The sequence below is a fragment of the Terrisporobacter glycolicus ATCC 14880 = DSM 1288 genome, from assembly GCF_036812735.1.
GTDB lineage: Bacteria > Bacillota > Clostridia > Peptostreptococcales > Peptostreptococcaceae > Terrisporobacter > Terrisporobacter glycolicus.
The window spans coordinates 1566498-1585775 of record NZ_CP117523.1; the positions used below are offsets into that span (position 1 = coordinate 1566498).

The 19278-nt window shown below is 27.7% G+C and carries 26 protein-coding genes; 25 read left to right on the plus strand and 1 reads right to left on the minus strand.

The window, feature by feature from the left end:
• Nucleotides 1-49 precede the first annotated feature (49 nt).
• From TEGL_RS07750 to TEGL_RS07860, 23 genes are all read left to right on the plus strand, one after another.
• The gene (locus TEGL_RS07750) at nt 50-478 is read left to right on the plus strand and encodes a GNAT family N-acetyltransferase (RefSeq protein WP_018590262.1); all 429 of its coding nucleotides are present in this window, start codon (nt 50-52) and stop codon (nt 476-478) included.
• Nucleotides 479-595: 117 nt separating this feature from the next.
• A complete protein-coding gene (locus TEGL_RS07755) occupies nt 596-961 on the plus strand; it encodes a VOC family protein (RefSeq protein WP_018590261.1) in 366 nt (121 codons plus the stop codon).
• 213 nt (nt 962-1174) lie between these two features.
• Nucleotides 1175-1558: an S-Ena type endospore appendage gene (locus tag TEGL_RS07760; protein ID WP_018590260.1), complete on the plus strand. Its 384-nt coding sequence runs from the start codon at nt 1175-1177 to the stop codon at nt 1556-1558.
• A gap of 434 nt (nt 1559-1992) precedes the next feature.
• Nucleotides 1993-2463 carry a hypothetical protein gene (locus TEGL_RS07765; protein ID WP_026255064.1) on the plus strand — a complete coding sequence of 157 codons (471 nt, stop codon included), beginning with the start codon at nt 1993-1995 and terminating at the stop codon, nt 2461-2463.
• 35 nt (nt 2464-2498) lie between these two features.
• Nucleotides 2499-2951 carry a hypothetical protein gene (locus TEGL_RS07770; protein WP_026255063.1) on the plus strand — a complete coding sequence of 151 codons (453 nt, stop codon included), beginning with the start codon at nt 2499-2501 and terminating at the stop codon, nt 2949-2951.
• Nucleotides 2952-3196: 245 nt separating this feature from the next.
• Complete coding sequence (locus TEGL_RS07775) at nt 3197-3316, plus strand: LPXTG cell wall anchor domain-containing protein (protein WP_018590259.1); 120 nt, start codon at nt 3197-3199, stop codon at nt 3314-3316.
• A gap of 494 nt (nt 3317-3810) precedes the next feature.
• Nucleotides 3811-4311 (plus strand): GNAT family N-acetyltransferase, encoded by a 501-nt coding sequence (locus TEGL_RS07780; protein ID WP_018590258.1) that lies wholly within the window; start codon nt 3811-3813, stop codon nt 4309-4311.
• 159 nt (nt 4312-4470) lie between these two features.
• Nucleotides 4471-4647, plus strand: coding sequence for a DUF6678 family protein (locus tag TEGL_RS07785; RefSeq protein ID WP_018590257.1), 177 nt, complete (start codon nt 4471-4473; stop codon nt 4645-4647).
• A gap of 203 nt (nt 4648-4850) precedes the next feature.
• Nucleotides 4851-5354, plus strand: a complete 504-nt coding sequence (locus TEGL_RS07790) for a YfbM family protein (RefSeq protein WP_018590256.1) — start codon at nt 4851-4853, stop codon at nt 5352-5354.
• 64 nt (nt 5355-5418) lie between these two features.
• Nucleotides 5419-6003 carry a sugar O-acetyltransferase gene (locus TEGL_RS07795; protein ID WP_018590255.1) on the plus strand — a complete coding sequence of 195 codons (585 nt, stop codon included), beginning with the start codon at nt 5419-5421 and terminating at the stop codon, nt 6001-6003.
• A 55-nt stretch (nt 6004-6058) separates the two neighbouring features.
• Nucleotides 6059-6505, plus strand: a complete 447-nt coding sequence (locus tag TEGL_RS07800) for a GNAT family N-acetyltransferase (RefSeq protein WP_018590254.1) — start codon at nt 6059-6061, stop codon at nt 6503-6505.
• Nucleotides 6506-6692: 187 nt separating this feature from the next.
• Nucleotides 6693-7229, plus strand: a complete 537-nt coding sequence (gene lepB / locus TEGL_RS07805) for a signal peptidase I (RefSeq protein ID WP_018590253.1) — start codon at nt 6693-6695, stop codon at nt 7227-7229.
• Between the two features lie 67 nt (nt 7230-7296).
• Nucleotides 7297-7797 (plus strand): GNAT family N-acetyltransferase, encoded by a 501-nt coding sequence (locus tag TEGL_RS07810; protein ID WP_018590252.1) that lies wholly within the window; start codon nt 7297-7299, stop codon nt 7795-7797.
• A gap of 10 nt (nt 7798-7807) precedes the next feature.
• Nucleotides 7808-8200 carry a bleomycin resistance protein gene (locus TEGL_RS07815; protein ID WP_018590251.1) on the plus strand — a complete coding sequence of 131 codons (393 nt, stop codon included), beginning with the start codon at nt 7808-7810 and terminating at the stop codon, nt 8198-8200.
• Nucleotides 8201-8336: 136 nt separating this feature from the next.
• Nucleotides 8337-8648, plus strand: a complete 312-nt coding sequence (locus TEGL_RS07820) for a hypothetical protein (protein ID WP_018590250.1) — start codon at nt 8337-8339, stop codon at nt 8646-8648.
• 286 nt (nt 8649-8934) lie between these two features.
• Nucleotides 8935-9138, plus strand: coding sequence for a hypothetical protein (locus tag TEGL_RS07825; RefSeq protein WP_018590249.1), 204 nt, complete (start codon nt 8935-8937; stop codon nt 9136-9138).
• A gap of 28 nt (nt 9139-9166) precedes the next feature.
• Nucleotides 9167-9454: a DUF2695 domain-containing protein gene (locus TEGL_RS07830; RefSeq protein ID WP_018590248.1), complete on the plus strand. Its 288-nt coding sequence runs from the start codon at nt 9167-9169 to the stop codon at nt 9452-9454.
• 480 nt (nt 9455-9934) lie between these two features.
• Entirely contained in the window at nt 9935-10357 is a 423-nt protein-coding gene (locus tag TEGL_RS07835; RefSeq protein WP_018590247.1) for an NUDIX hydrolase, read from the plus strand.
• A gap of 190 nt (nt 10358-10547) precedes the next feature.
• Entirely contained in the window at nt 10548-11219 is a 672-nt protein-coding gene (locus tag TEGL_RS07840) for a VanZ family protein (RefSeq protein WP_027626945.1), read from the plus strand.
• 249 nt (nt 11220-11468) lie between these two features.
• Entirely contained in the window at nt 11469-11669 is a 201-nt protein-coding gene (locus tag TEGL_RS07845) for a CD3324 family protein (protein ID WP_330360089.1), read from the plus strand.
• A gap of 208 nt (nt 11670-11877) precedes the next feature.
• Nucleotides 11878-13419: an ABC-F family ATP-binding cassette domain-containing protein gene (locus tag TEGL_RS07850; RefSeq protein ID WP_018590245.1), complete on the plus strand. Its 1542-nt coding sequence runs from the start codon at nt 11878-11880 to the stop codon at nt 13417-13419.
• Between the two features lie 274 nt (nt 13420-13693).
• Nucleotides 13694-14905: a GNAT family N-acetyltransferase gene (locus TEGL_RS07855; protein ID WP_018590244.1), complete on the plus strand. Its 1212-nt coding sequence runs from the start codon at nt 13694-13696 to the stop codon at nt 14903-14905.
• Between the two features lie 63 nt (nt 14906-14968).
• Nucleotides 14969-16327: an MATE family efflux transporter gene (locus TEGL_RS07860; protein ID WP_018590243.1), complete on the plus strand. Its 1359-nt coding sequence runs from the start codon at nt 14969-14971 to the stop codon at nt 16325-16327.
• Between the two features lie 60 nt (nt 16328-16387).
• Here the strand turns inward: TEGL_RS07860 and TEGL_RS07865 are convergent, their stop codons facing one another.
• Nucleotides 16388-16621 carry a small, acid-soluble spore protein, alpha/beta type gene (locus tag TEGL_RS07865; protein WP_018590242.1) on the minus strand — a complete coding sequence of 78 codons (234 nt, stop codon included), beginning with the start codon at nt 16619-16621 and terminating at the stop codon, nt 16388-16390.
• Between the two features lie 245 nt (nt 16622-16866).
• On the opposite strand from TEGL_RS07865, the gene TEGL_RS07870 reads away from it, so the two are divergent.
• Together TEGL_RS07870 and TEGL_RS07875 are read left to right on the plus strand one after the other, a co-directional pair.
• Entirely contained in the window at nt 16867-18630 is a 1764-nt protein-coding gene (locus TEGL_RS07870; RefSeq protein ID WP_018590241.1) for a 1-deoxy-D-xylulose-5-phosphate synthase, read from the plus strand.
• Nucleotides 18631-18788: 158 nt separating this feature from the next.
• Nucleotides 18789-19139 (plus strand): hypothetical protein, encoded by a 351-nt coding sequence (locus tag TEGL_RS07875; RefSeq protein WP_018590240.1) that lies wholly within the window; start codon nt 18789-18791, stop codon nt 19137-19139.
• Nucleotides 19140-19278 lie beyond the last annotated feature (139 nt).

Sequence of the window (19278 nt, forward strand, 5' to 3'; positions counted from 1 at the left end):
ATATATTCTAATTCTATCTATTTATATTTGTTTTGTGGAGGTGATAAAGATGTATGTTAAGATTTGTAATGACTGTGATGAACAAGAGTTTTTTAAATCAATTCGTATAAACGGTTTACTGAATTACAATATGAAAAAAACAAATGGTAAATTAAAGGTTCCAAATATGGAGGTTGTTAATATAGCACGCAATGAAGAAGGGTTTATAGTAGGGGGGATTTCAGGTGTTACTTATTTATCATCTTTAGAAATAGAGGTTCTTTGGGTACAGGAGGATTATAGAGCTCAAAAGATTGCATCTCGTTTGTTGAAAGAAATCGAGGAACAGGCTAAGAATGTAGGATGTCAGATTGCTCACCTGACTACTTATTCTTTTCAAGCTCCACATTTTTATGTAAAGCAAGGATATGTAATTTGTGGTGAAATTAAGGGTTTTCCTGATAACATTAGGTTATATACTTTAAAGAAGAATCTATAATTTTTAATGAAACCTAATAGTGCAATTGAAAGTTAGATTATTTTTATTATCGCAAGTATTCATAAATCATAAACAAGTAAAGCGCATTAAATAGCAGTATTAAGGAGGAAAATAAATATGATAATTAATTGGATTACTATCAAAGTCAAGGATTTTGAAAAATCAAAAGAATTCTATGGGGATTTTTTAGGAATGAAATCAGAAAAGGAATTTTCACCTAAGGAATCTATGTGTATAGCTTTTTTTGTAGCAGAGAATGGAATGAAAATTGAATTAATTTATGATAAAAATTTAAAATTAGAAAATTCAGCCAATAGTAATATTTCCGTTGGGATTTATTCATCAAACTATGATGATCTTTTAAAGAAAGGTCGAGAAAATAATATTATTTCTAGTGAACCAGCAGTTTTAGGTGAACATATGGAGTGCTTCTTTGTAAATGATCCAAACGGTGTTGGAGTACAAATTATTAAGGGAGAATAATATAAATTTCAAATTTGTGACTTAATATTTTATATCTAATTTATCATGAAGTCAGACGTTTATAAATTAAAGGATACAATAAATATATAACTGTTATACATTACGAAAAAAGTAGAAAATTGTAAAAATATGTGTAACAAAATATCATAAAAATAATATCTTATATTACAGGCAATCTTAAAGGTTGTCTAGTTAAAAGGAGATGAAATTATTATGTATGATATGGATAGAAGATGTTGCGGTGGATGGGATCCAGAACCAGACTGTGATGATAAGAAAAAAGAATGCGATATAAAAAGTGAATGTTGCGAAGGATTTGTTAAGCAACAATTTAGTATAAGAGCAACTGCTACATCAGGTACAGGAACAGAGGTTTATAGAAACTCTTCTAATCTAACTGTAACTGGAACAGTAATATTAACAAACTTAGGACAAAGAGACATTACTTTTGTTGTAGATAGTTTACAAAAAATTGTACCTCCAAATGGAACGGCTGCACTTACAGCATATAATATAGATCATGTAACAATAAGCACTCAAAATGGTACTGCAAGAGCATTACTTTGCTTTGATATACAAGTTCCATCACCTGCTTAATAATAATGTTAATAATTTGCCTGCATTTAATTATGTAGTTGGCAATAGCCCAAATATGGTGAAGAAGAACCCTTGGTTGTTCCAACAAATTAATAATATAATGTTATTCTAGGCAGAGACTTATTCTCTGCCTTTTATTATTAAGAATATTATGAAATAATGATACCTAGGATTTCTGCTTGCCAATATAGATTTTATCAATTTTTGCATCAGTGTTTACACTTTAGCATGATTTGCTTATTATTATAATATTTTTGTTAATACAGCTACCATGACTGAGCTTTATGCTATATATATTATAATCAATGATTTAATGCAAAGGAGTAAGTCTTGTTTCTTTCCCACTATAATTATACCATAAATAAAAATGGAATGATCTTGGGTCTATTTCTATAGAAAATGGATTAGATCAACTTTCAGATTTTATATCATTTATGAATATTATGAAAAATCAAAAAATAGATCATGAATTTACTGAAAAGCTTGAAGAAAAATATGAAAGAATGCTTGAATCTCCTTGTTTTGGGCGAATTGACTTTATTGAAGATAAAGAAGATACTACTGAAAAATGCTATATTGGGTTGTCAAACCTTATTAATGAAGATTTTGATTTTCTTATTTATGACTGGAGAGCACCTATTTCAAGCATGTTTTATGACTTCGAAACTGGTAAAGCGAGTTATGAATGTCCAGAAGGAATAATATCTGGTGAAATAACTGGGAAAAGACAATATAAAATCAGCGATGGAAAAATTGAGTATATGTTTGACAGTAACTTAAGTATTGATGATGAAATGTTGCAAGAACTTTTGAGTAAAAATTCTGATGACAAAATGAAAGCTATAGTTACAACTATTCAGAGAGAGCAAAACCAAGTGATTCGTAATGAAATTATAAAAACTTAATTGTTCAAGGAGCAGCTGGTAGTGGAAAAACTTCTGTGGCACTTCATAGAATAGCATATTTGCTATATAAACACAGAGATAAAATAACACCTGAAAATATAATAATATTTTCTCCAAACAATATTTTTAATGACTATATTTCAAATGTATTACCTCAACTTGGTGAAGACAATATGTATCAAACAAGATTTAATGACTATATGCATAAGGAATTAGGTGATGAATTTAAAAAAGAGACATCCTCAGAAATGATGGAATACATACTTGGTTCTAAAGACAAACTTACCTATGAAGATAGGATTAAAAGTATTAAGTTTAAAACTTCTCTAGAGTTTACTAATATTTTAAAAAAATATATAAATTACGTGGAAACGATGGATAGAGATTTTGAAGATGTTATAGTAAGAAATAAATTAATAATTTCATCTGATGAGATAAAAAAATTATTTTTTAATGATTTTTCAGAGTTACCAATTAGAAGAAGATGAAAATATTGTTTTATATATAAGGAAGTCTTTATATGGAGGAATTATCCCGTAGTAGGGAAAAGCTACTATTTTACTAAAACTCTTTAAGATAAGAAGAGATACAAAGTTAGAATATATTAAAAAATTAAATGTAGATGACTATAAATAGATTAAATGGTGTTCTTGTGGACACCATTTTTTGTATAATGATATAAATTAATTACTATGCTACAATTGTTTTAAATAAATCAAAGGTGGAAAAGCATATGAATTCAGCGACTAATTATGCGTGGGGAATACCAACAAGTTTTATTTATGTAATTATAGGGATATCGATTGTAGGGGCAGGATTTTATTTTTACAAAAAATCAAAGACTAAAAGTTAATAGTAGCAAAGTTTATATAAGTTTTCGGGGGATTATGAATTTTAATATTAATAGTTCTATATATAAATTCGCATTATATATGATTATTTTATTTCCAATTTTTATTTGATATCCTATCTCATAAATGGTACATATATATAAATTGGGAGCTTATTACTGGAGAATATATTGTTTGTTCATTTGAAGTAGAAAACTTTAAGACATTAGTAATTGATGTATTATATAAAGCATAAAGATATATTTTTCAAGTATGGTTGCCAAACTATAATGTTATCGCACAACTTTTTTGTATAGACTATTATGAAGGTCATAACGAAGATACAATGAAAATGGAAGTTTGGGTTAAAGTAGTACAAAACTAGATTAATAATAAAAATATATAATGATTAATCATATTATTATAAAAAAGGGGGGCAATGCTCCCTTTTTTAGTTTAATATTGATTATAATATACATAATTCTATATAATTTAAATAAATATAGGGGGGATATGTATGGAGGTTATCTTAAAAAAATGGACACTGGATGATAAACACATATTAGCGGACATATGCAATAATGTAGACAGGAAATTTTTATCAAACAGAATACCTTTTCCATATACAGAAAAGGATGCAAACTGGTGGCTAAACATGGTTCAAGAAAGTGAAGGTAAAAAAGGTATTTTTAGAGCAATTGTTGTTGATAAGGAATACGTTGGAAATATATCAGTGGAAGTAAAGAATGATGTATATGTGAAAGATGCTGAAATTGGATATCTTTTACTATCAAAAAACTGGTCAAAGGGTATAATGACAGAGGCTGTAAATCAAATTACTTGTATTGCATTTTCACAGCTGAATATTGTAAGGATCACAGGTCTAGTGTATAAACCAAATGTGGCATCACAACGTGTTCTTGAAAAAAATAGCTTTGCTTTAGAAGGAATTATGAAGAATGCTGTTTTCAAAAATAATAATTTTTATGATTTATGTGTATTTGGAAAATATAAATAGATTTTCAAAGATATAGAAAAGCAGATGAATGTCATTGAGTCAGAATAATTTTTAAGTTCAAATTTTTTCTATATTAATATGAGGAAATTAGTAATTATGTTAAAATTGCTATAATATATTCAAGTTTATATTATAGAAAATGCAAGGAGATTAGTATAAATGCATTATAACAAATTAATGAATAATACCAAATGGGAAGAAATAAGATTTTCTATGTATAACTACGAATCTTTAACATTTTGGAGAACAAAGATTATTGATTGTAATCATACAAGTGATTGGGATGCAGATTGGTTTTATCATTTTAATATAGGAGGATATGATACTATTGAATGACTAGAAATTAAAGTTGATAATGATATTGTAAAAAATAAAGTTATTAGAATATTGCAAAAAATACATGTACCAGGAGATATACTTATAGATTCAATAAAGGTATATGGATATAAAAAGAACGAATTTATAGACTATATATAATGAAGTTCAAAACTTTATTATATACTAATATTTTTACGTAATTAGAAAGTGAGGGATATTATATGGGAATGTTAGCTTGTTATATAGAAGCAGATAAAGAATTATTAAATAGTTTAAAAAAGAAAAACTCTGAGGATTTATTAGATGAAATTGAAGAATTGGAAGATGAAGAAGACCTAGATATTTTTGAACTTGATAAAATGTGGGATGGTCTACATTGTTTATTAACAGGGAGCTCCGCTACTACTCCAATGGAAAATAATTTGTTAAGTGAAGCCATAATAGGGACAAATACCTTTAGTGAAGATGAAGAAGATTTTATTGCATATATTTATCCTGATAGGTTAGCTAAAATTGTAAGAGCGTTGGAACAGATAAATATTGATGATTTAAGCAATAATTATTCATCAAAGGATTTTGACAAAAAGGATATATATCCAAGTATTTGGTTAGAAGAGGATGAAGATGAAATAAGAGAAGAGCTACTATCATGTTTTCAAGATTTGAAGGAATTTTATCGTGCAGTTATATATAAAGATAAAGGAATTATAATTAGCATATATTAGATATTTATACTTTGATTGAATTTATAGCACTATAGATAAGCAGAAACTTTGTGGAGGGAATAAGATGACTGAAAGAGAAAAAATGTTAGCAGGAAAACTTTATGATTGTGGAGACAGCGAATTGTTAGATCAGTGGCATAAAGCAAAAAATTTAATTCGAGATTATAATCAACTAGATTCAGAAAAATTAGAGGAAAAGAACCGCATTTTAACTGACTTATTGGGTGAACGTGGTGATAATCTTTGGATCACCTCACCGTTTTTTGTGGATTATGGAAATAATATTTATTTTGGAAATAACTGTGAAGTAAATATGAATTGTACTTTTTTAGATGACAATAAAATTATCATAGGAGATAACGCTCTCATTGCACCTAATGTCCAAATATATACGGCCTTTCATCCAGTAAATGCAAAAGATAGATTTGGAGAAATAAGGGAAGATAGTTCTTTTGAGTTTTGTAAAACTCAAACAGCACCTGTTACAATAGGAAATAATGTTTGGATTGGTGGTGGGGCAATTATTATGCCGGGTGTGACTATTGGCGATAATGTGGTAATTGGTGCAGGGAGTATAGTAACAAAAGATATACCATCAAATAAAATAGCCTATGGGAATCCATGTCAGGTTATTAGAGATAATATATAGTTTTATTAAGAGTTCCAAGTAATGAGGAATTTTTATATTTGTGAGAGGTGTGTATATGGAGATAAAAAAGTTAAAACAAGATGATATTTCAGGAGCTTTGGACTTAGTATTAAATGTATTTATGGAATATGAAGCACCAGATTATTCTCAAAAAGGAATTGAAACATTTAAAGAATGTATTAATGACGTTAAATGGGTTGATTCATTGCAATGGTATGGTGCATATAAAGAAAAATTACTAATAGGTATTATTGCAACTAGAAATGAAGGTAATCATATTGCATTATTTTTTGTAAAAGGTGAATATCATAGACAAGGTATTGGACGAAAATTAATTGAAATAGTTATAGAAAATAGTACAAGTGATTCTATTACTGTTAATTCATCTCCTTATGCTATAGAAATTTATAAACACTTCGGGTTCTCAGTAATGCAAGAAGAACAAATAACAGATGGAATAAGATATACTCCTATGTTATTAAAAAATATATTTAGTAAGTAAGAAAATTCTTGTAAAAAATACAGTAAAGAAGAACGATAATCATCTATGTCACAAAGTGAGATATTAACTGGGTTTATGTATTATTTTTCATATAATTCTTAAAAGGATTTTTTCAAAATAGCGACAATATATTAAATATATGGTTGAAGTATACTCCATAAGAAAACCTACTAAGGAGGATATTATTTTGAATAAAAAGGTTAAGGATGAAATTATCGATTGGATTAGAACTATATGTATATCAGGAGCAATAGCTATATGTATAAATATAGTAGCTCAGCCAACAATGGTAAGTGGTCAATCTATGTACCCCACATTAAAAAATAACGATTATTTATTTATAAATAGATTGGCGTATAAAAGTCATATGCCACAACGTGGTGATGTTATTGTTTTTAAAGCAGATTTAAGTGGCAATAACTCTAGCCCAAAAAAGAATTTAGTAAAAAGGGTTATTGCATTACCAGGGGAACATTTGATTATAAAAGATAACAATGTTTATATAAATGGTAAACACTTAGAAGAAGATTACTTAGTAGATGTATACACAGATGGAGATATAGATATTATTGTACCAGATAACCATATTTTTGCCATGGGAGATAATAGAGAAAACAGTGATGATAGTAGACAATCATATATAGGAGCTATTTCATTAAATGATGTTGTAGGAGAAGTTTTTATTAGAATATTTCCGTTTGATAAAATAGGTCAAGTAAAGTAGCAAAACTGTGTAAGTATGCTATTTTATGGAAACTTACAAATTAGTTATTAAAAAGGGGAATTGGACAATGGGAAAAGTAAAATTTATAAAGCCACAAGAACAATACATTCACTCATACTGGGAGACATTTGATACAGTAGCAAAAGAAAGGAAATATTTAGCCATGAATGAAGCATTTTCTTTTGAAAGTACAGTGGAATTTATAAAAGGTGCCATAGTTAAAGACTTTCCACATTTGTTCATAATTGATTTAGAAAATGACAAATGTGTTGGTTGGTGTGATGTTTCACTTAAAACAGAAACAATCGGTTATTTAGGTATGGGTATTCTACCTGAATATAGAGGAAAAGGCATTGGAAGCAATGCTTTAAAACAAGTTATTGATTTATCAAAATCATACGGATATAAAAAGATTGAGCTTGATGTGCTGAAAAGTAATAGTAGGGCTATTCATGTTTACAAGTCTTTAGGATTTGCAGAAACAAATACAGTTGCAGGTGGATTTGTGTGGCAGGATAACCTTGTAAAAGAAGATGTGCTTCAAATGGAGCTAAATCTTACATATTAGGAGAGAAAAAATGAAATTTAATGCCTTAATACCTGAATTATCTGTAAGTGATATTCAATCTACAAAGCAATTTTATATATCTATTTTAGGTTTTAAATTAGAATATGAAAGAACAGATGACAAGTTTATGTTTTTATCATATGGAGAAAATCAATTTGTGTTTGAGGAAATTCATTCACAAGGATGGAATGTTGACATTTTAGAATATCCTTTAGGCAGAGGAATAAACTTTTCTATTGCCTGCAATGATGTTGACATGCTATATCATAATATAAAAAGCAATAATATAGAAATTTATAGGGAATTGAAAGAAACAGTATATATGTGTGGTGGAAAAAAAGAAGTCCAAAAGGAGTTTCTTATTCAAGACCCAGATGGATACTTATTAAGATTCACAGAATAATGGTAATTATATTGTGAGAACACCTAATAGTTATCTTAATCTGGTGGATGAAAATAGCAATGAAATCATTAAAAAATATATATGACAAACACTTAGTATTTGTATGCATAAAAATTACTAATTATAGGGGGACAATATGAAAAAGAAGATTGCAAAAAATTCTATTATTGTTATGGGAATTAGCTTTGTAATAGGAATTATTTTAGTATTTATGTCACCATCTATAGGACAAAATATGGGAGATAATGCAATTCAAGCCAACGGTGGATCAATGGATACAAATGAATATGAAATGATTATTAAGTCAAATACAGAAAGTTTTAGAACTGGTGGAATGGTAATTTCCCTAATAGGTGGATTAGGGTTATTACTTAGTGGATATGCTTTTTATAATGAAATTGATGAAAATTCTTTAAATAATAATTCTACGAGCAACTACGACAAATAGAATATTATAGGAGTGAAATACTAGAATAATTCAAGATTTATTATATTATTAATGATTATTAAATATATTCTAAACAAAGGAGCATCATATGTGCTCTTTTTTAATATAAAAAATAATATATATATATAATTTATTTTGATTTAAATGTGAAATTATTGACTATGATACAATAGTTATTGATTGATATTTTTTTAATTTATTTAGATGTTAGTATTTGAATAAATTATATAATATTAATTTGCTTTATAAGTAGTTAATATTTGGAAGTTATAGAGGGAGGTTTACAATGAAAGAATATTTAAGTAAAGATGAAATTTTAAAAGCAGTGAGGAAACAACTATATGTATGTTTAGTTTTGTTATTAATAGTATTTTGGGGATTTTTATCATTATCTAATCAGATAAATGAATTAAATCACGATGTAACTACTATGAAACATGAATTAGATTATGCAAAAGGAAGAATTGAAGAATTAGAAAAAAATAAGTAAGATTTTAATCTTATGTAAGGAGATTAGTATGGATAAATCAAGGAAGAAAGAATTACTAAAAAAATTCAAAAATGAAGAGAGATGTGAATTTCAAAACTCACTTCATTTTAGTAAAGAAATATTTGAACAGTTATTTGATTATATAGATGAAATTTTGGAGACTTACGGATGTGATGATACTTTAAAATATACTAAAGAATTTTTACAAATGAACAACTTACCTTTTCAAGAGTCAATAGAGTGGTTACAAGAAAATGGTGCATATTGTGACTGTGAAGTTTTAGCCAATATTGAAGATAAAATATTAGATATATAGTATTTATTAAAATTATATTAAAGATAATAATTATTATTAATGCTGAAATGATGAGCCAACCAATAACAGAATTCTATAAAGAGATAATTTATGATATTTCAAGCCATTGAAATTCACAATATTGGATATAGTTAATAATCATGAATGATAAATTTTCCCAAAATGGTGGAGGATTTAGAGGATTCCAATAGTTGTGCATTATCTAAAAAACACAGTATTGTGTTAATTCTTATGTCTGATTACTTATATAAACTAGATTATTAAAGTGATGAGATTCTTTTGAAAATAATTAAATAGCCTATTTAGATTTACCGATAACAAAATTTTGTAATTATTGTGTTATCACTAGAAATAAAGTGATTAAGAAAATTTCGAATAACAACTTTAGTAAGCTTATTATTAAGATTTTAAATTTATACCAAGATTTTATCAATTGCATTACTATGTTACAATAGTTATGTGTTGGGGGGATATTTAAAAATGATTAAAGTCAATTATCATAAATGGGATGAAGTAAATGACAAGGATTTATTTTATGCAATAATAGTTTCAAGATTTAAGAATAAATGGGTTTTGTCAAAACATAAAGAAAGATCAACTTGGGAAATTCCAGGCGGTCATAGAGAAAAAGGAGAAACAATAGATTTTGCTGCTTCAAGAGAACTGCAAGAAGAAACAGGAGCAAGAGAATTTAAACTTATGCCTATTTGCCCTTATTCAGTTACAATAGAAAATGTAACAACATTCGGTGGGTTATTTTTTGCAGAAATATATGAGCTTGGAGAGTTGCCTGATCTTGAAATTGGAGAGATCAACTTTTTTGATTTACTGCCAGATAATTTAACTTATGTAGAAATTCAACCACATTTGTTTGACAAAGTAGTTAAATATATAGGTGATTAAATTTATTCTTGTAAAGAAAGTTAAAAAGAATGAAAGATGAGGGGCTTCCTATAAATTCTTATTTATTTTAGTTAGAAATAATTGCAAATTACCATATTGTAATATAAAGTTATGCAAGCATATGATAAACTAAAAAAGTAACTAGAATTTATAGATGAGCTAGAAATATATTACATAAGGAGGCAGCAAATTGAGAATCTCATCAATTATTCACATGGCCAGTGAATATTTTTTACTAGGCATAGGAAGTGTGTCCATTGGAATTAGTGTATTCTTAATAATATACTTTTTAATATATAAAAAGATTATGAAAGGCACTAAAAAATTAAATACCAGTAAAGTTTTATTATGGAGTATATTTTTAATTTATACTGTTATGGTACTAGGAGCTACATTTGTTCATAGAATACCTGGAATGTATGAAAATATAAATTTACATATATTTAGTTCTTATATAAAAGTGTGGAATAGATTTTCTTTACTAGAACTTAGGAACTTAATTCTTAATATATTGATGTTTGTTCCCTTTGGGATTATGCTACCATTGCTTTTCAAAAAATGTGAAAAGTTTTATATTACTTATTTTTTAGGATTATGTATGACGATTTTTATTGAAGTGCTTCAATTAATAAGTAAGAGAGGTATATTTGAGATTGATGATATTATAAATAATACTTTAGGCTGCATGATCGGATATGGAATAGTAATGATTTTTTTATTATTTTCAAAAATAAATAAGGGGAGTTTAAAAAGTAAAGTATTAACTTTAGCATGTTATCAAATACCTGTTATTATTACTATTATATCTTTTAGTACTATATTTATAAACAGGGGATATTCGAATATAAATAGATTATTTTAATATAAATTTAAATTTAAAGTGAGGTGGTAAGAATGTCTATGAAGAAAATGAATGAAGTAAGCTCTATGCAATAACTAAGAAAACATGTAGTATTTGTATAGAGTAAATTTCAAATAAAAAGAGCGCATGTTTTCTATAAGTTATTGCTTAATTTACAAATAAAAATGTAGATGGGAGCTAAAACTTATGAAGTATGAAAAAGCGCAAGATATTTTACCTTCAAATATAATAGAAATTTGACAAGAGTATATTGAAGGTGGTTATATATATATTCCTAAGAAAAACAAAAAATCTTGGGGAGAAAATACAAACACAAAAAATGAATTGAAAAAACGTAATGAAGAAATATTAATCAAATACTCTGGTGGTATATCTGTAAAAGATTTGGCTAATGAGTATTATCTTACACAATCAAGTATAAGAAGAATAATAAGATCACTAAAGAAGTAGTGAGAATAAAATAAAATATTGGCAAGGAGTTGTCTTAATTTCATTTAGATAAAGACTTGGCACAAAAATAGCTAAATTTGCATATGATAAATTTAGCTATTTTTGTGCAAGTTTAATACAGAAATATGTATGAACTTGGCTATTACATGTCAAAAGTCTTAATATATACTTGTAAGCATTATGTAAAAAGACAAAGGAAGTGATGAACATGAGTATTTTAAGTGTAAATAACTTGACTCAAGGATTTGGGGACAAAATATTGTTTAATGATGTATCTTTCAAATTATTGAGAGGAGAACATATAGGTCTTGTAGGGGCAAATGGAGAAGGAAAGACAAGTTTTATGAAACTTATTACAAATGAACTTTTACCAGACAGTGGAACTATAGAGTGGAATAGTAAAATAAGTGTAGGATATATGGACCAAAATGTTAATATAAATGACTATGAAAGTGTGGAGGAATTTTTAAAAAATGCTTTTAAAGATTTGTATTTAATAGAAACTAAAATAACAAAGTTATACGAAAAAATGGAATTCGAAAGAGAAGATGAACTACAGAAAATAATGGATAAAGCATCAAATTTACAAGGTGTACTAGAAGAAAGTGACTTTTATAGCATAGACTCTAAGGTAGATGCAATTGCTAATGGTATAGGAATAAAAGAATTTTTATTAAGAAATCCTGAAAACTTGAGTGGTGGCCAAAGAAGTAAAGTGCTACTAGCCAAGTTATTACTAGAAAAGCCGGATATTTTATTACTGGATGAACCCACAAATCATTTAGATGAAGAAAATATTGATTGGTTAGAATCTTATTTGAAAAGCTATGAAAATGCATTTATTCTTATTTCACATGATACTGAATTTATGAATGAGGTAGTAAATATAATTTATAATTTGGAAAATAAGAAATTAACTAGATATGTGGGTAATTATGAAAAATTTTTAGAGCAGCATGAATTACAAAAAGAGCAATTACAAAGAGATTATAATAAGCAACAAAATGAAATTAATAAATTGGAAGATTATATTAGAAAAAATAAAACAAGAGCAGCAACAGCAGCCCAAGCAAAATCAAGGGAAAAGAAACTTAAAAAAATGAATAAGATTGAAATTAATAAAATTAAACCTAAGCCACATTTCAATTTCAAATACTCTAAATCACCATGGCAAGTTCTTTTCAAAACGAAAAATCTTGTTGTTGGCTATGATAAACCTCTTACGAAACCTTTAAATTTACAAATGGAAAGAGATGATAAAATAGCAATTACAGGTGCAAATGGAATAGGAAAAACCACGCTACTAAAAAGTTTAATGGGAATTATAAATCCCATAGGTGGCAAAGTAATCTTAGATGATCACATAGATATTGGTTATTATGAACAAGAAGTATTTGCAAGTGATAATATTGTACTAGATGAAGTTTGGAATGAATTTCCTCATATGAATAGAACAGATGTGAGAAAGATCCTTGCAAGATGTGGTTTAACAGATGATCATATTAACAGTGAAGTTTCTGTTCTAAGTGGTGGAGAACAGGCAAAAGTTAGACTGTGCCAAGTTATAAATAAAGCAAGTAATATACTTTTCTTAGATGAACCGACTAACCATTTAGATGTTCAAGCAAAGGAAGAGTTAAAAAGGGCCCTTATTTCATATGAAGGGAGCATAATCTTAGTAAGTCATGACAAGGAATTTTACAAAGATATTGTTAATAAAGTTTGGGACTGTGAGAAGTGGAGAGTATAAAAAGTAGTTACTAGAAGTGAAATCCTAGTAACTACTTTTTTAATTACAATATAATCATTATGATATAATTGTAATAGATAGTTAATAAGGTATTTTATTATAATGAGTGTGCATAGTTCATATTAACAATCAAATAATATAACAGAGTTGCAAATAAATATCAAAGATTAAGATTGACATTGGGGTAACACTTAGGTTTACAATTATATAAATAGTAAAAATTAAATAATATTTTAAATATTATAAGAAAATTGACTAAAATGGAGGGAATTATATGATAAGAAAGAGAGAATTAAAGATGAAGCCAGTAGGCTTAGAGCATCTTGAGCAATACAATCAGTTATTAAGATATGTTTTCCAAGTAACTGATCAAGACTTGCAAGAAATTGGATGGGAAGAAAAAGAAATTATTCGGGCCAAATCCCCAACATTGAAGAAAGCCGATGTTTCTGGCTGGTTTGATGGAGAAAAGTTAATATCTCAAGTGGCTGTTTATCCTATGGAAGTTCGTATATTTAATAGAACTTATGATATGGGAGGACTTACTGGTGTGGGTACTTATCCAGAGTATGCTAATCAGGGGCTTATGCACAAACTATTGTATCAGGCATTAAAAAATATGAAGGAAAGAAAACAAACCATATCTTATTTATATCCTTACTCTATACCATATTATCGTAGAAAAGGATGGGAGATTATATCTGATAGAATTGCCTATGAAATTAATGATTATCAACTTCCTAAAATCAAACAAGTATCTGGAGATGTGGAGAGAGTTGATGCAGATAGTGAAGAAGTTAAAAAAGCTTATGAACGATTTGCACTTCAAACACACGGAGCATTGCTTAGAGATGATTTAGCTTGGAATGAATATTGGCTTTGGGATTCAGATGACTTGATGGCAGCCATATATTACAATGCAAAAAATGAACCAGATGGATATATATTCTATTGGATAAAAGAAGAAATATTCCATATAAAAGATATGATATTTATTAATGAAGAAGCTCGTACTGGACTTTGGAATTTTATAAGTGCACATTTCTCAATGATAACTAAAGTTAAAGGATATACTTACACAGATGAACCATTGGCATTTTTACTTGAAGATGCAGACATAAAAGAAACTATATCGCCATACTTTATGGCTCGTATTGTGGATTTAGAAGGATTTATCGAACAATACCCATTTAAACCAGACACAATAAAAAGAGAATGGATATTTAAAATGGATGATCCTCTTCTTTCATGGAACCAAGGAAATTTCATACTTACCATAGATGCTGATGGAAAGGGAAAAGTCACACGTACTTCAAAACAAACAGATGATAAAATAGATATTCAGACAATGGTAACAATGTTGCTTGGATATAAGCGTCCAGACTATTTATATAAAATAGGACGTATTTCTTGTAGTCATGAAACAGTAGATATGTTGGAGGATTCCATAGAGCAACAAACTCCATACTTTTCAGACTACTTCTAAAATTAATTGTTAATTTCCTGTGTAAATACACAGATTTACTGCTTTGTTTAGGAGAAAATAAGTATGACTAATGAAAATATATTTGAAAAAAAATCTATACAACAATTGATAGCTCTCTACTCATTGCCAACTATATGCTCTTTAGTTCTTGAATCATTAACATCAATGATAGATACTGCATTTGCAGGGCATTTAGGAAGCATGAGTAGTACTGCATTATCAGCTATGGGTATTCTTAATCCAATACTTTTATTGTTAATTGCAGCTCAATTAATATTTGGAGTTTCAACAAGTATAGTTATCTCAAAAGGGCTAGGAGAAAATAATAAAGAAAAAGTAAATAATACTTTTAAAGTAGGTTTTTATTCCAGCGTTATATCTAGCACCGTTATATCTATAATTATATTCTTACTACAAGACCAGCTATTAAATATTCTTGGAGCAAGTGGGCAAGTTAAAGTTTTGGCTAAAGAGTTTTTAAACATAGCCATAATATTTAATGTATTTAGCTCAGTTGGATATATGTTAGTTAATAATATAAGAGCATTTGGATATCCAAAAATTGAAGTTATAGTTGGAATTTTATCTACTGTTATAAATATTGTTTTTAATATAATACTAACATTAGTATTTAATATGGGAATTGTGGGAATTGCACTATCCACATTAATAAGTGAAATATTTTACTTTGGATTGTCCATAATATTTTTAATGAAGAAAAAATTATGGATAAAAAGAAGTCATCTGGATTATTTAGAGTTTAAAAACATACTAGTTAGTCTAGTGAAAATAGGATTTGTTCAGTTCTTAATGCAGTCATTAAATAGTATAAGTGGATTAATAATAAACAAAGTTTTAATAAAATATGGTAATGTTTCATACATAGGAGCCTGGTCCATTTGTAGCAATATAAATATGGTTATTCTTTTACCATTGATAGGATTAACACAAGGAGCTCAATCTGTAATTGCCTACTTCCATGGCAAAAATGATAAGAATAAAGAGAGAGATGTAAAACATAAGATTATAAAATATAGCTTAATATATTCTATAAGTACAACTATACTAATATATTTATTTGCAGGTGATGTATCTAAGTTGTTTACTAATGATATAAGCTTATTAGGATTAGCAACACCTATAATTAGAATAGTGCTGGTAGGTTTTCCATTATTGGGAATCTTATATGCTTTAATTACATTTATGCAGGTTTCAGGAGATGAAGTAAGTGCAAGCAAGATAGAGTTAATAAGACAGGTTGTATTACTTATACCACTGACTATAATTATTCCTTTAATATTCTCAAAATATAATATTATGAATATTTCGCCCCAGTTATCCGTATTTTTAGCAATACCAATCTCAACGTTTATACTAATAATTATGTATTCAAAGAAAATTAAAAACATATTATTAAATTAAGAATATAAAGCTGTCTCACAATTTTGGGAGACAGCTTCTTTATTTTAAAATATAAATAACTTAGTTTTGTGAATTATATTTATCCAATAAAGCTTTTTCCCCAAGTTCTACTAATTTTTTACTCATTTGACCGCCAACTTGTTCTCCAGCTAGCACATTTTTAGCGTGACCCATTATAGTGTCTTGTGGTGCATTACTTTCTACTTTATCTGTAATGTTGTTATAGTTGTATCCCAGTTCGTTAGCTATTTCCATTTTAAGATTATTAAAGGCTATTTTAGCATTAAGATCCATATTGTGTCCTCCTTAATTTATGTCATGTATAAATATAGGATTAGCATATTTAAAACTTATATAACATTATTTTATTAATTACTAATTTATAACAAAAAAGCTAATATTAAATGAATTAAACTTAGGTATAATATTAATATTTATTTAATTAAAAATAAATTTAAAAAAAGCTATTGACTTGGAGTTAACTCCAAATATTATAATTTCAAACATAGGAAGAAAAAATAAACTACAAGGAGACAAATATGACATTAAATATTTTAAATAAAATTAATGAGCCAAAAGATTTAAAATCTTTATCCAGAGATGATTTAAACTTATTATCATGTGAAATAAGAGATGTATTAATTAAAAAAGTAAGTACAACAGGAGGTCACTTTGGACCAAACTTAGGTATGGTGGAAGCAACAATAGCTCTTCACTATGTGTTTAATTCACCAGTTGATAAATTTGTATACGATGTTTCTCATCAATCATACACACATAAAATTTTAACAGGTAGAAAAGAAGCATTTATAAACCATGAAAAATTTAAAACAGTTACAGGATATAGTGAACCAAAGGAAAGCGACCATGACTTCTTTACCATAGGTCACACATCTACTTCAATAAGTTTGGCTTGTGGTTTGGCAAAAGGTCGTGATGCATTAGGAGGAAAAGAAAATATAGTAGCAATAATAGGAGATGGTTCTCTAAGTGGTGGAGAAGCTTACGAAGGATTAAACAATGCAGCAGCATCTAATAAAAATATAATAATATTAGTAAATGATAACAATATGTCCATTGCAGAAAACCACGGTGGACTTTATGAGAACTTGGCTATACTTCGTGAAAGTGAAGGAAAAGCAGAAAATAATTTCTTTAAATCTCTAGGATTTGAATATCACTTTGTGAAAGACGGAAACAATATAGAATCCTTAATAGAAACTTTTGAAAAAGTTAAAGACACAGGCCATCCAGTGGTTATTCATATGAAGACATTAAAAGGCAAGGGCTACAAAGATGCAGAAGTAAACAAAGAATCATTCCACTGGGTAATGCCTTTTGACTTGGAAAATAAAAAGGAAGAATTAACAGATGAATATGTTAAAACTTATGGAGATATTACAGAAGATTTTTTAATAGAAAAAGCTAAAAAGGACAAGTCTATAGTAGCAATTACAGCAGCAACTCCAGGAATAGTTGGAGTAAATAGATTTAGAAGTGAATTACAAGATCAATATGTAGATGTTGGTATAGCAGAAGAACATGCCATAGCACTTGCATCAGGTATGGCAAAAAGAGGTGCAAAACCAGTGGCAGGATTTATAAGTTCATTTATACAAAGAACATATGACCAACTATCTCAAGACCTTGCCATAAACAATAACCCAGCAACTATTATGGTTTACTGGGGAGGAATAAGTGCTGGAGACGTAACTCACTTAGGATTATTTGATATACCATTAATATCTAATATTCCAAACATAGTATACTTGGCTCCAACTACAAAAGAGGAGCATCTTGCCATGGTTGATTGGGCAATAGAACAAGACAAGCACCCAGTTGCAATACGTGTTCCAAATATGGAAGTAGTATCAACTGGTATAGAAGTTAAACCTAATTTTAATCAATTAAATAAATATGTTAAAATTGAAGAAGGAAGTGAAGTAGCTATAATAGGTCTTGGATCATTTTTCCACTTAGGTAAAAAAGTTAAGAATAAATTAAAATCATTGGGTATAAACGCCACATTAATAAACCCAAGATTTATTACTGGTGTGGATGAAGATTTATTAAATGAACTGCAAGAAAATCATAAATTAGTGATAACTTTAGAAGATGGAATACTAGATGGTGGATTTGGTGAAAAAATATCTAGATTCTACGGAGATAAAAATATGAGGGTATTAAACTTTGGTGCAACTAAGGAATTTACTGATAGTGTGCCATTGAGAGAATTATATGAACGTTATCATTTAAGTGAAGATCTAATAATATCAGATATAAAAAGAGCATTAGAAAATTAAAAATTGTAAATATATAGTATGGTAAAGAGTTGATCTCTGTGTTTTATATAGGGACAACTCTTTTTACATAACATAACAGATAATACTAAATATAAATATGTTATAATTATTGTGAATTATAATAATAAATATATATATTTATAAATAAGGAGATTCTAATGAACAATTTAGTTATTAAGGGTGATTATAAAAATTTTTTACTTTGTTTATCAAAAAACTCAGGGGGATTAGTATTGGAAAATAATCAACATAGTATTGAACTATCTAGTGAGGATATTAATAAATATGAAATTATACACACTGAATATGGTAAAAGTATTATAGATATTATAGTAAGGATTGTAATAGGTGTATATATTATAGGATATTTGGGGGTAATAGCAGGATTTACAGCAAACAATACATATGAATTATATAGAGTAGTTTCCGTTGAATTTAAGGATGGTAAAAAAAGTATAATTAAAATGAATAAAAAACACTTTAGGAAATTGTTATTAACAACATACTAAATTTAATATAGTAAGTAATTATAAAAATTTTGAAGAGCATGGATATAAAATGCTCTTTTTTTAGTTTTAAATTTCATAAATTGCATTATTAATAGAATTTAATCAATACTATTAATAATTACTTATAGAAGGGAGCATT

Coding starts and splice junctions, on each gene's coding strand:
- TEGL_RS07750 (WP_018590262.1), top strand. CDS start 50: ATGTATGTTAAGATTTGTAATGACTGTGATGAACAAGAGTTTTTTAAA.
- TEGL_RS07755 (WP_018590261.1), top strand. CDS start 596: ATGATAATTAATTGGATTACTATCAAAGTCAAGGATTTTGAAAAATCA.
- TEGL_RS07760 (WP_018590260.1), top strand. CDS start 1,175: ATGTATGATATGGATAGAAGATGTTGCGGTGGATGGGATCCAGAACCA.
- TEGL_RS07765 (WP_026255064.1), top strand. CDS start 1,993: ATGAATATTATGAAAAATCAAAAAATAGATCATGAATTTACTGAAAAG.
- TEGL_RS07775 (WP_018590259.1), top strand. CDS start 3,197: ATGAATTCAGCGACTAATTATGCGTGGGGAATACCAACAAGTTTTATT.
- TEGL_RS07780 (WP_018590258.1), top strand. CDS start 3,811: ATGGAGGTTATCTTAAAAAAATGGACACTGGATGATAAACACATATTA.
- TEGL_RS07785 (WP_018590257.1), top strand. CDS start 4,471: ATGCATTATAACAAATTAATGAATAATACCAAATGGGAAGAAATAAGA.
- TEGL_RS07790 (WP_018590256.1), top strand. CDS start 4,851: ATGGGAATGTTAGCTTGTTATATAGAAGCAGATAAAGAATTATTAAAT.
- TEGL_RS07795 (WP_018590255.1), top strand. CDS start 5,419: ATGACTGAAAGAGAAAAAATGTTAGCAGGAAAACTTTATGATTGTGGA.
- TEGL_RS07800 (WP_018590254.1), top strand. CDS start 6,059: ATGGAGATAAAAAAGTTAAAACAAGATGATATTTCAGGAGCTTTGGAC.
- TEGL_RS07810 (WP_018590252.1), top strand. CDS start 7,297: ATGGGAAAAGTAAAATTTATAAAGCCACAAGAACAATACATTCACTCA.
- TEGL_RS07815 (WP_018590251.1), top strand. CDS start 7,808: ATGAAATTTAATGCCTTAATACCTGAATTATCTGTAAGTGATATTCAA.
- TEGL_RS07820 (WP_018590250.1), top strand. CDS start 8,337: ATGAAAAAGAAGATTGCAAAAAATTCTATTATTGTTATGGGAATTAGC.
- TEGL_RS07825 (WP_018590249.1), top strand. CDS start 8,935: ATGAAAGAATATTTAAGTAAAGATGAAATTTTAAAAGCAGTGAGGAAA.
- TEGL_RS07830 (WP_018590248.1), top strand. CDS start 9,167: ATGGATAAATCAAGGAAGAAAGAATTACTAAAAAAATTCAAAAATGAA.
- TEGL_RS07835 (WP_018590247.1), top strand. CDS start 9,935: ATGATTAAAGTCAATTATCATAAATGGGATGAAGTAAATGACAAGGAT.
- TEGL_RS07850 (WP_018590245.1), top strand. CDS start 11,878: ATGAGTATTTTAAGTGTAAATAACTTGACTCAAGGATTTGGGGACAAA.
- TEGL_RS07855 (WP_018590244.1), top strand. CDS start 13,694: ATGATAAGAAAGAGAGAATTAAAGATGAAGCCAGTAGGCTTAGAGCAT.
- TEGL_RS07860 (WP_018590243.1), top strand. CDS start 14,969: ATGACTAATGAAAATATATTTGAAAAAAAATCTATACAACAATTGATA.
- TEGL_RS07865 (WP_018590242.1), bottom strand. CDS start 16,621: ATGGATCTTAATGCTAAAATAGCCTTTAATAATCTTAAAATGGAAATA.
- TEGL_RS07870 (WP_018590241.1), top strand. CDS start 16,867: ATGACATTAAATATTTTAAATAAAATTAATGAGCCAAAAGATTTAAAA.
- TEGL_RS07875 (WP_018590240.1), top strand. CDS start 18,789: ATGAACAATTTAGTTATTAAGGGTGATTATAAAAATTTTTTACTTTGT.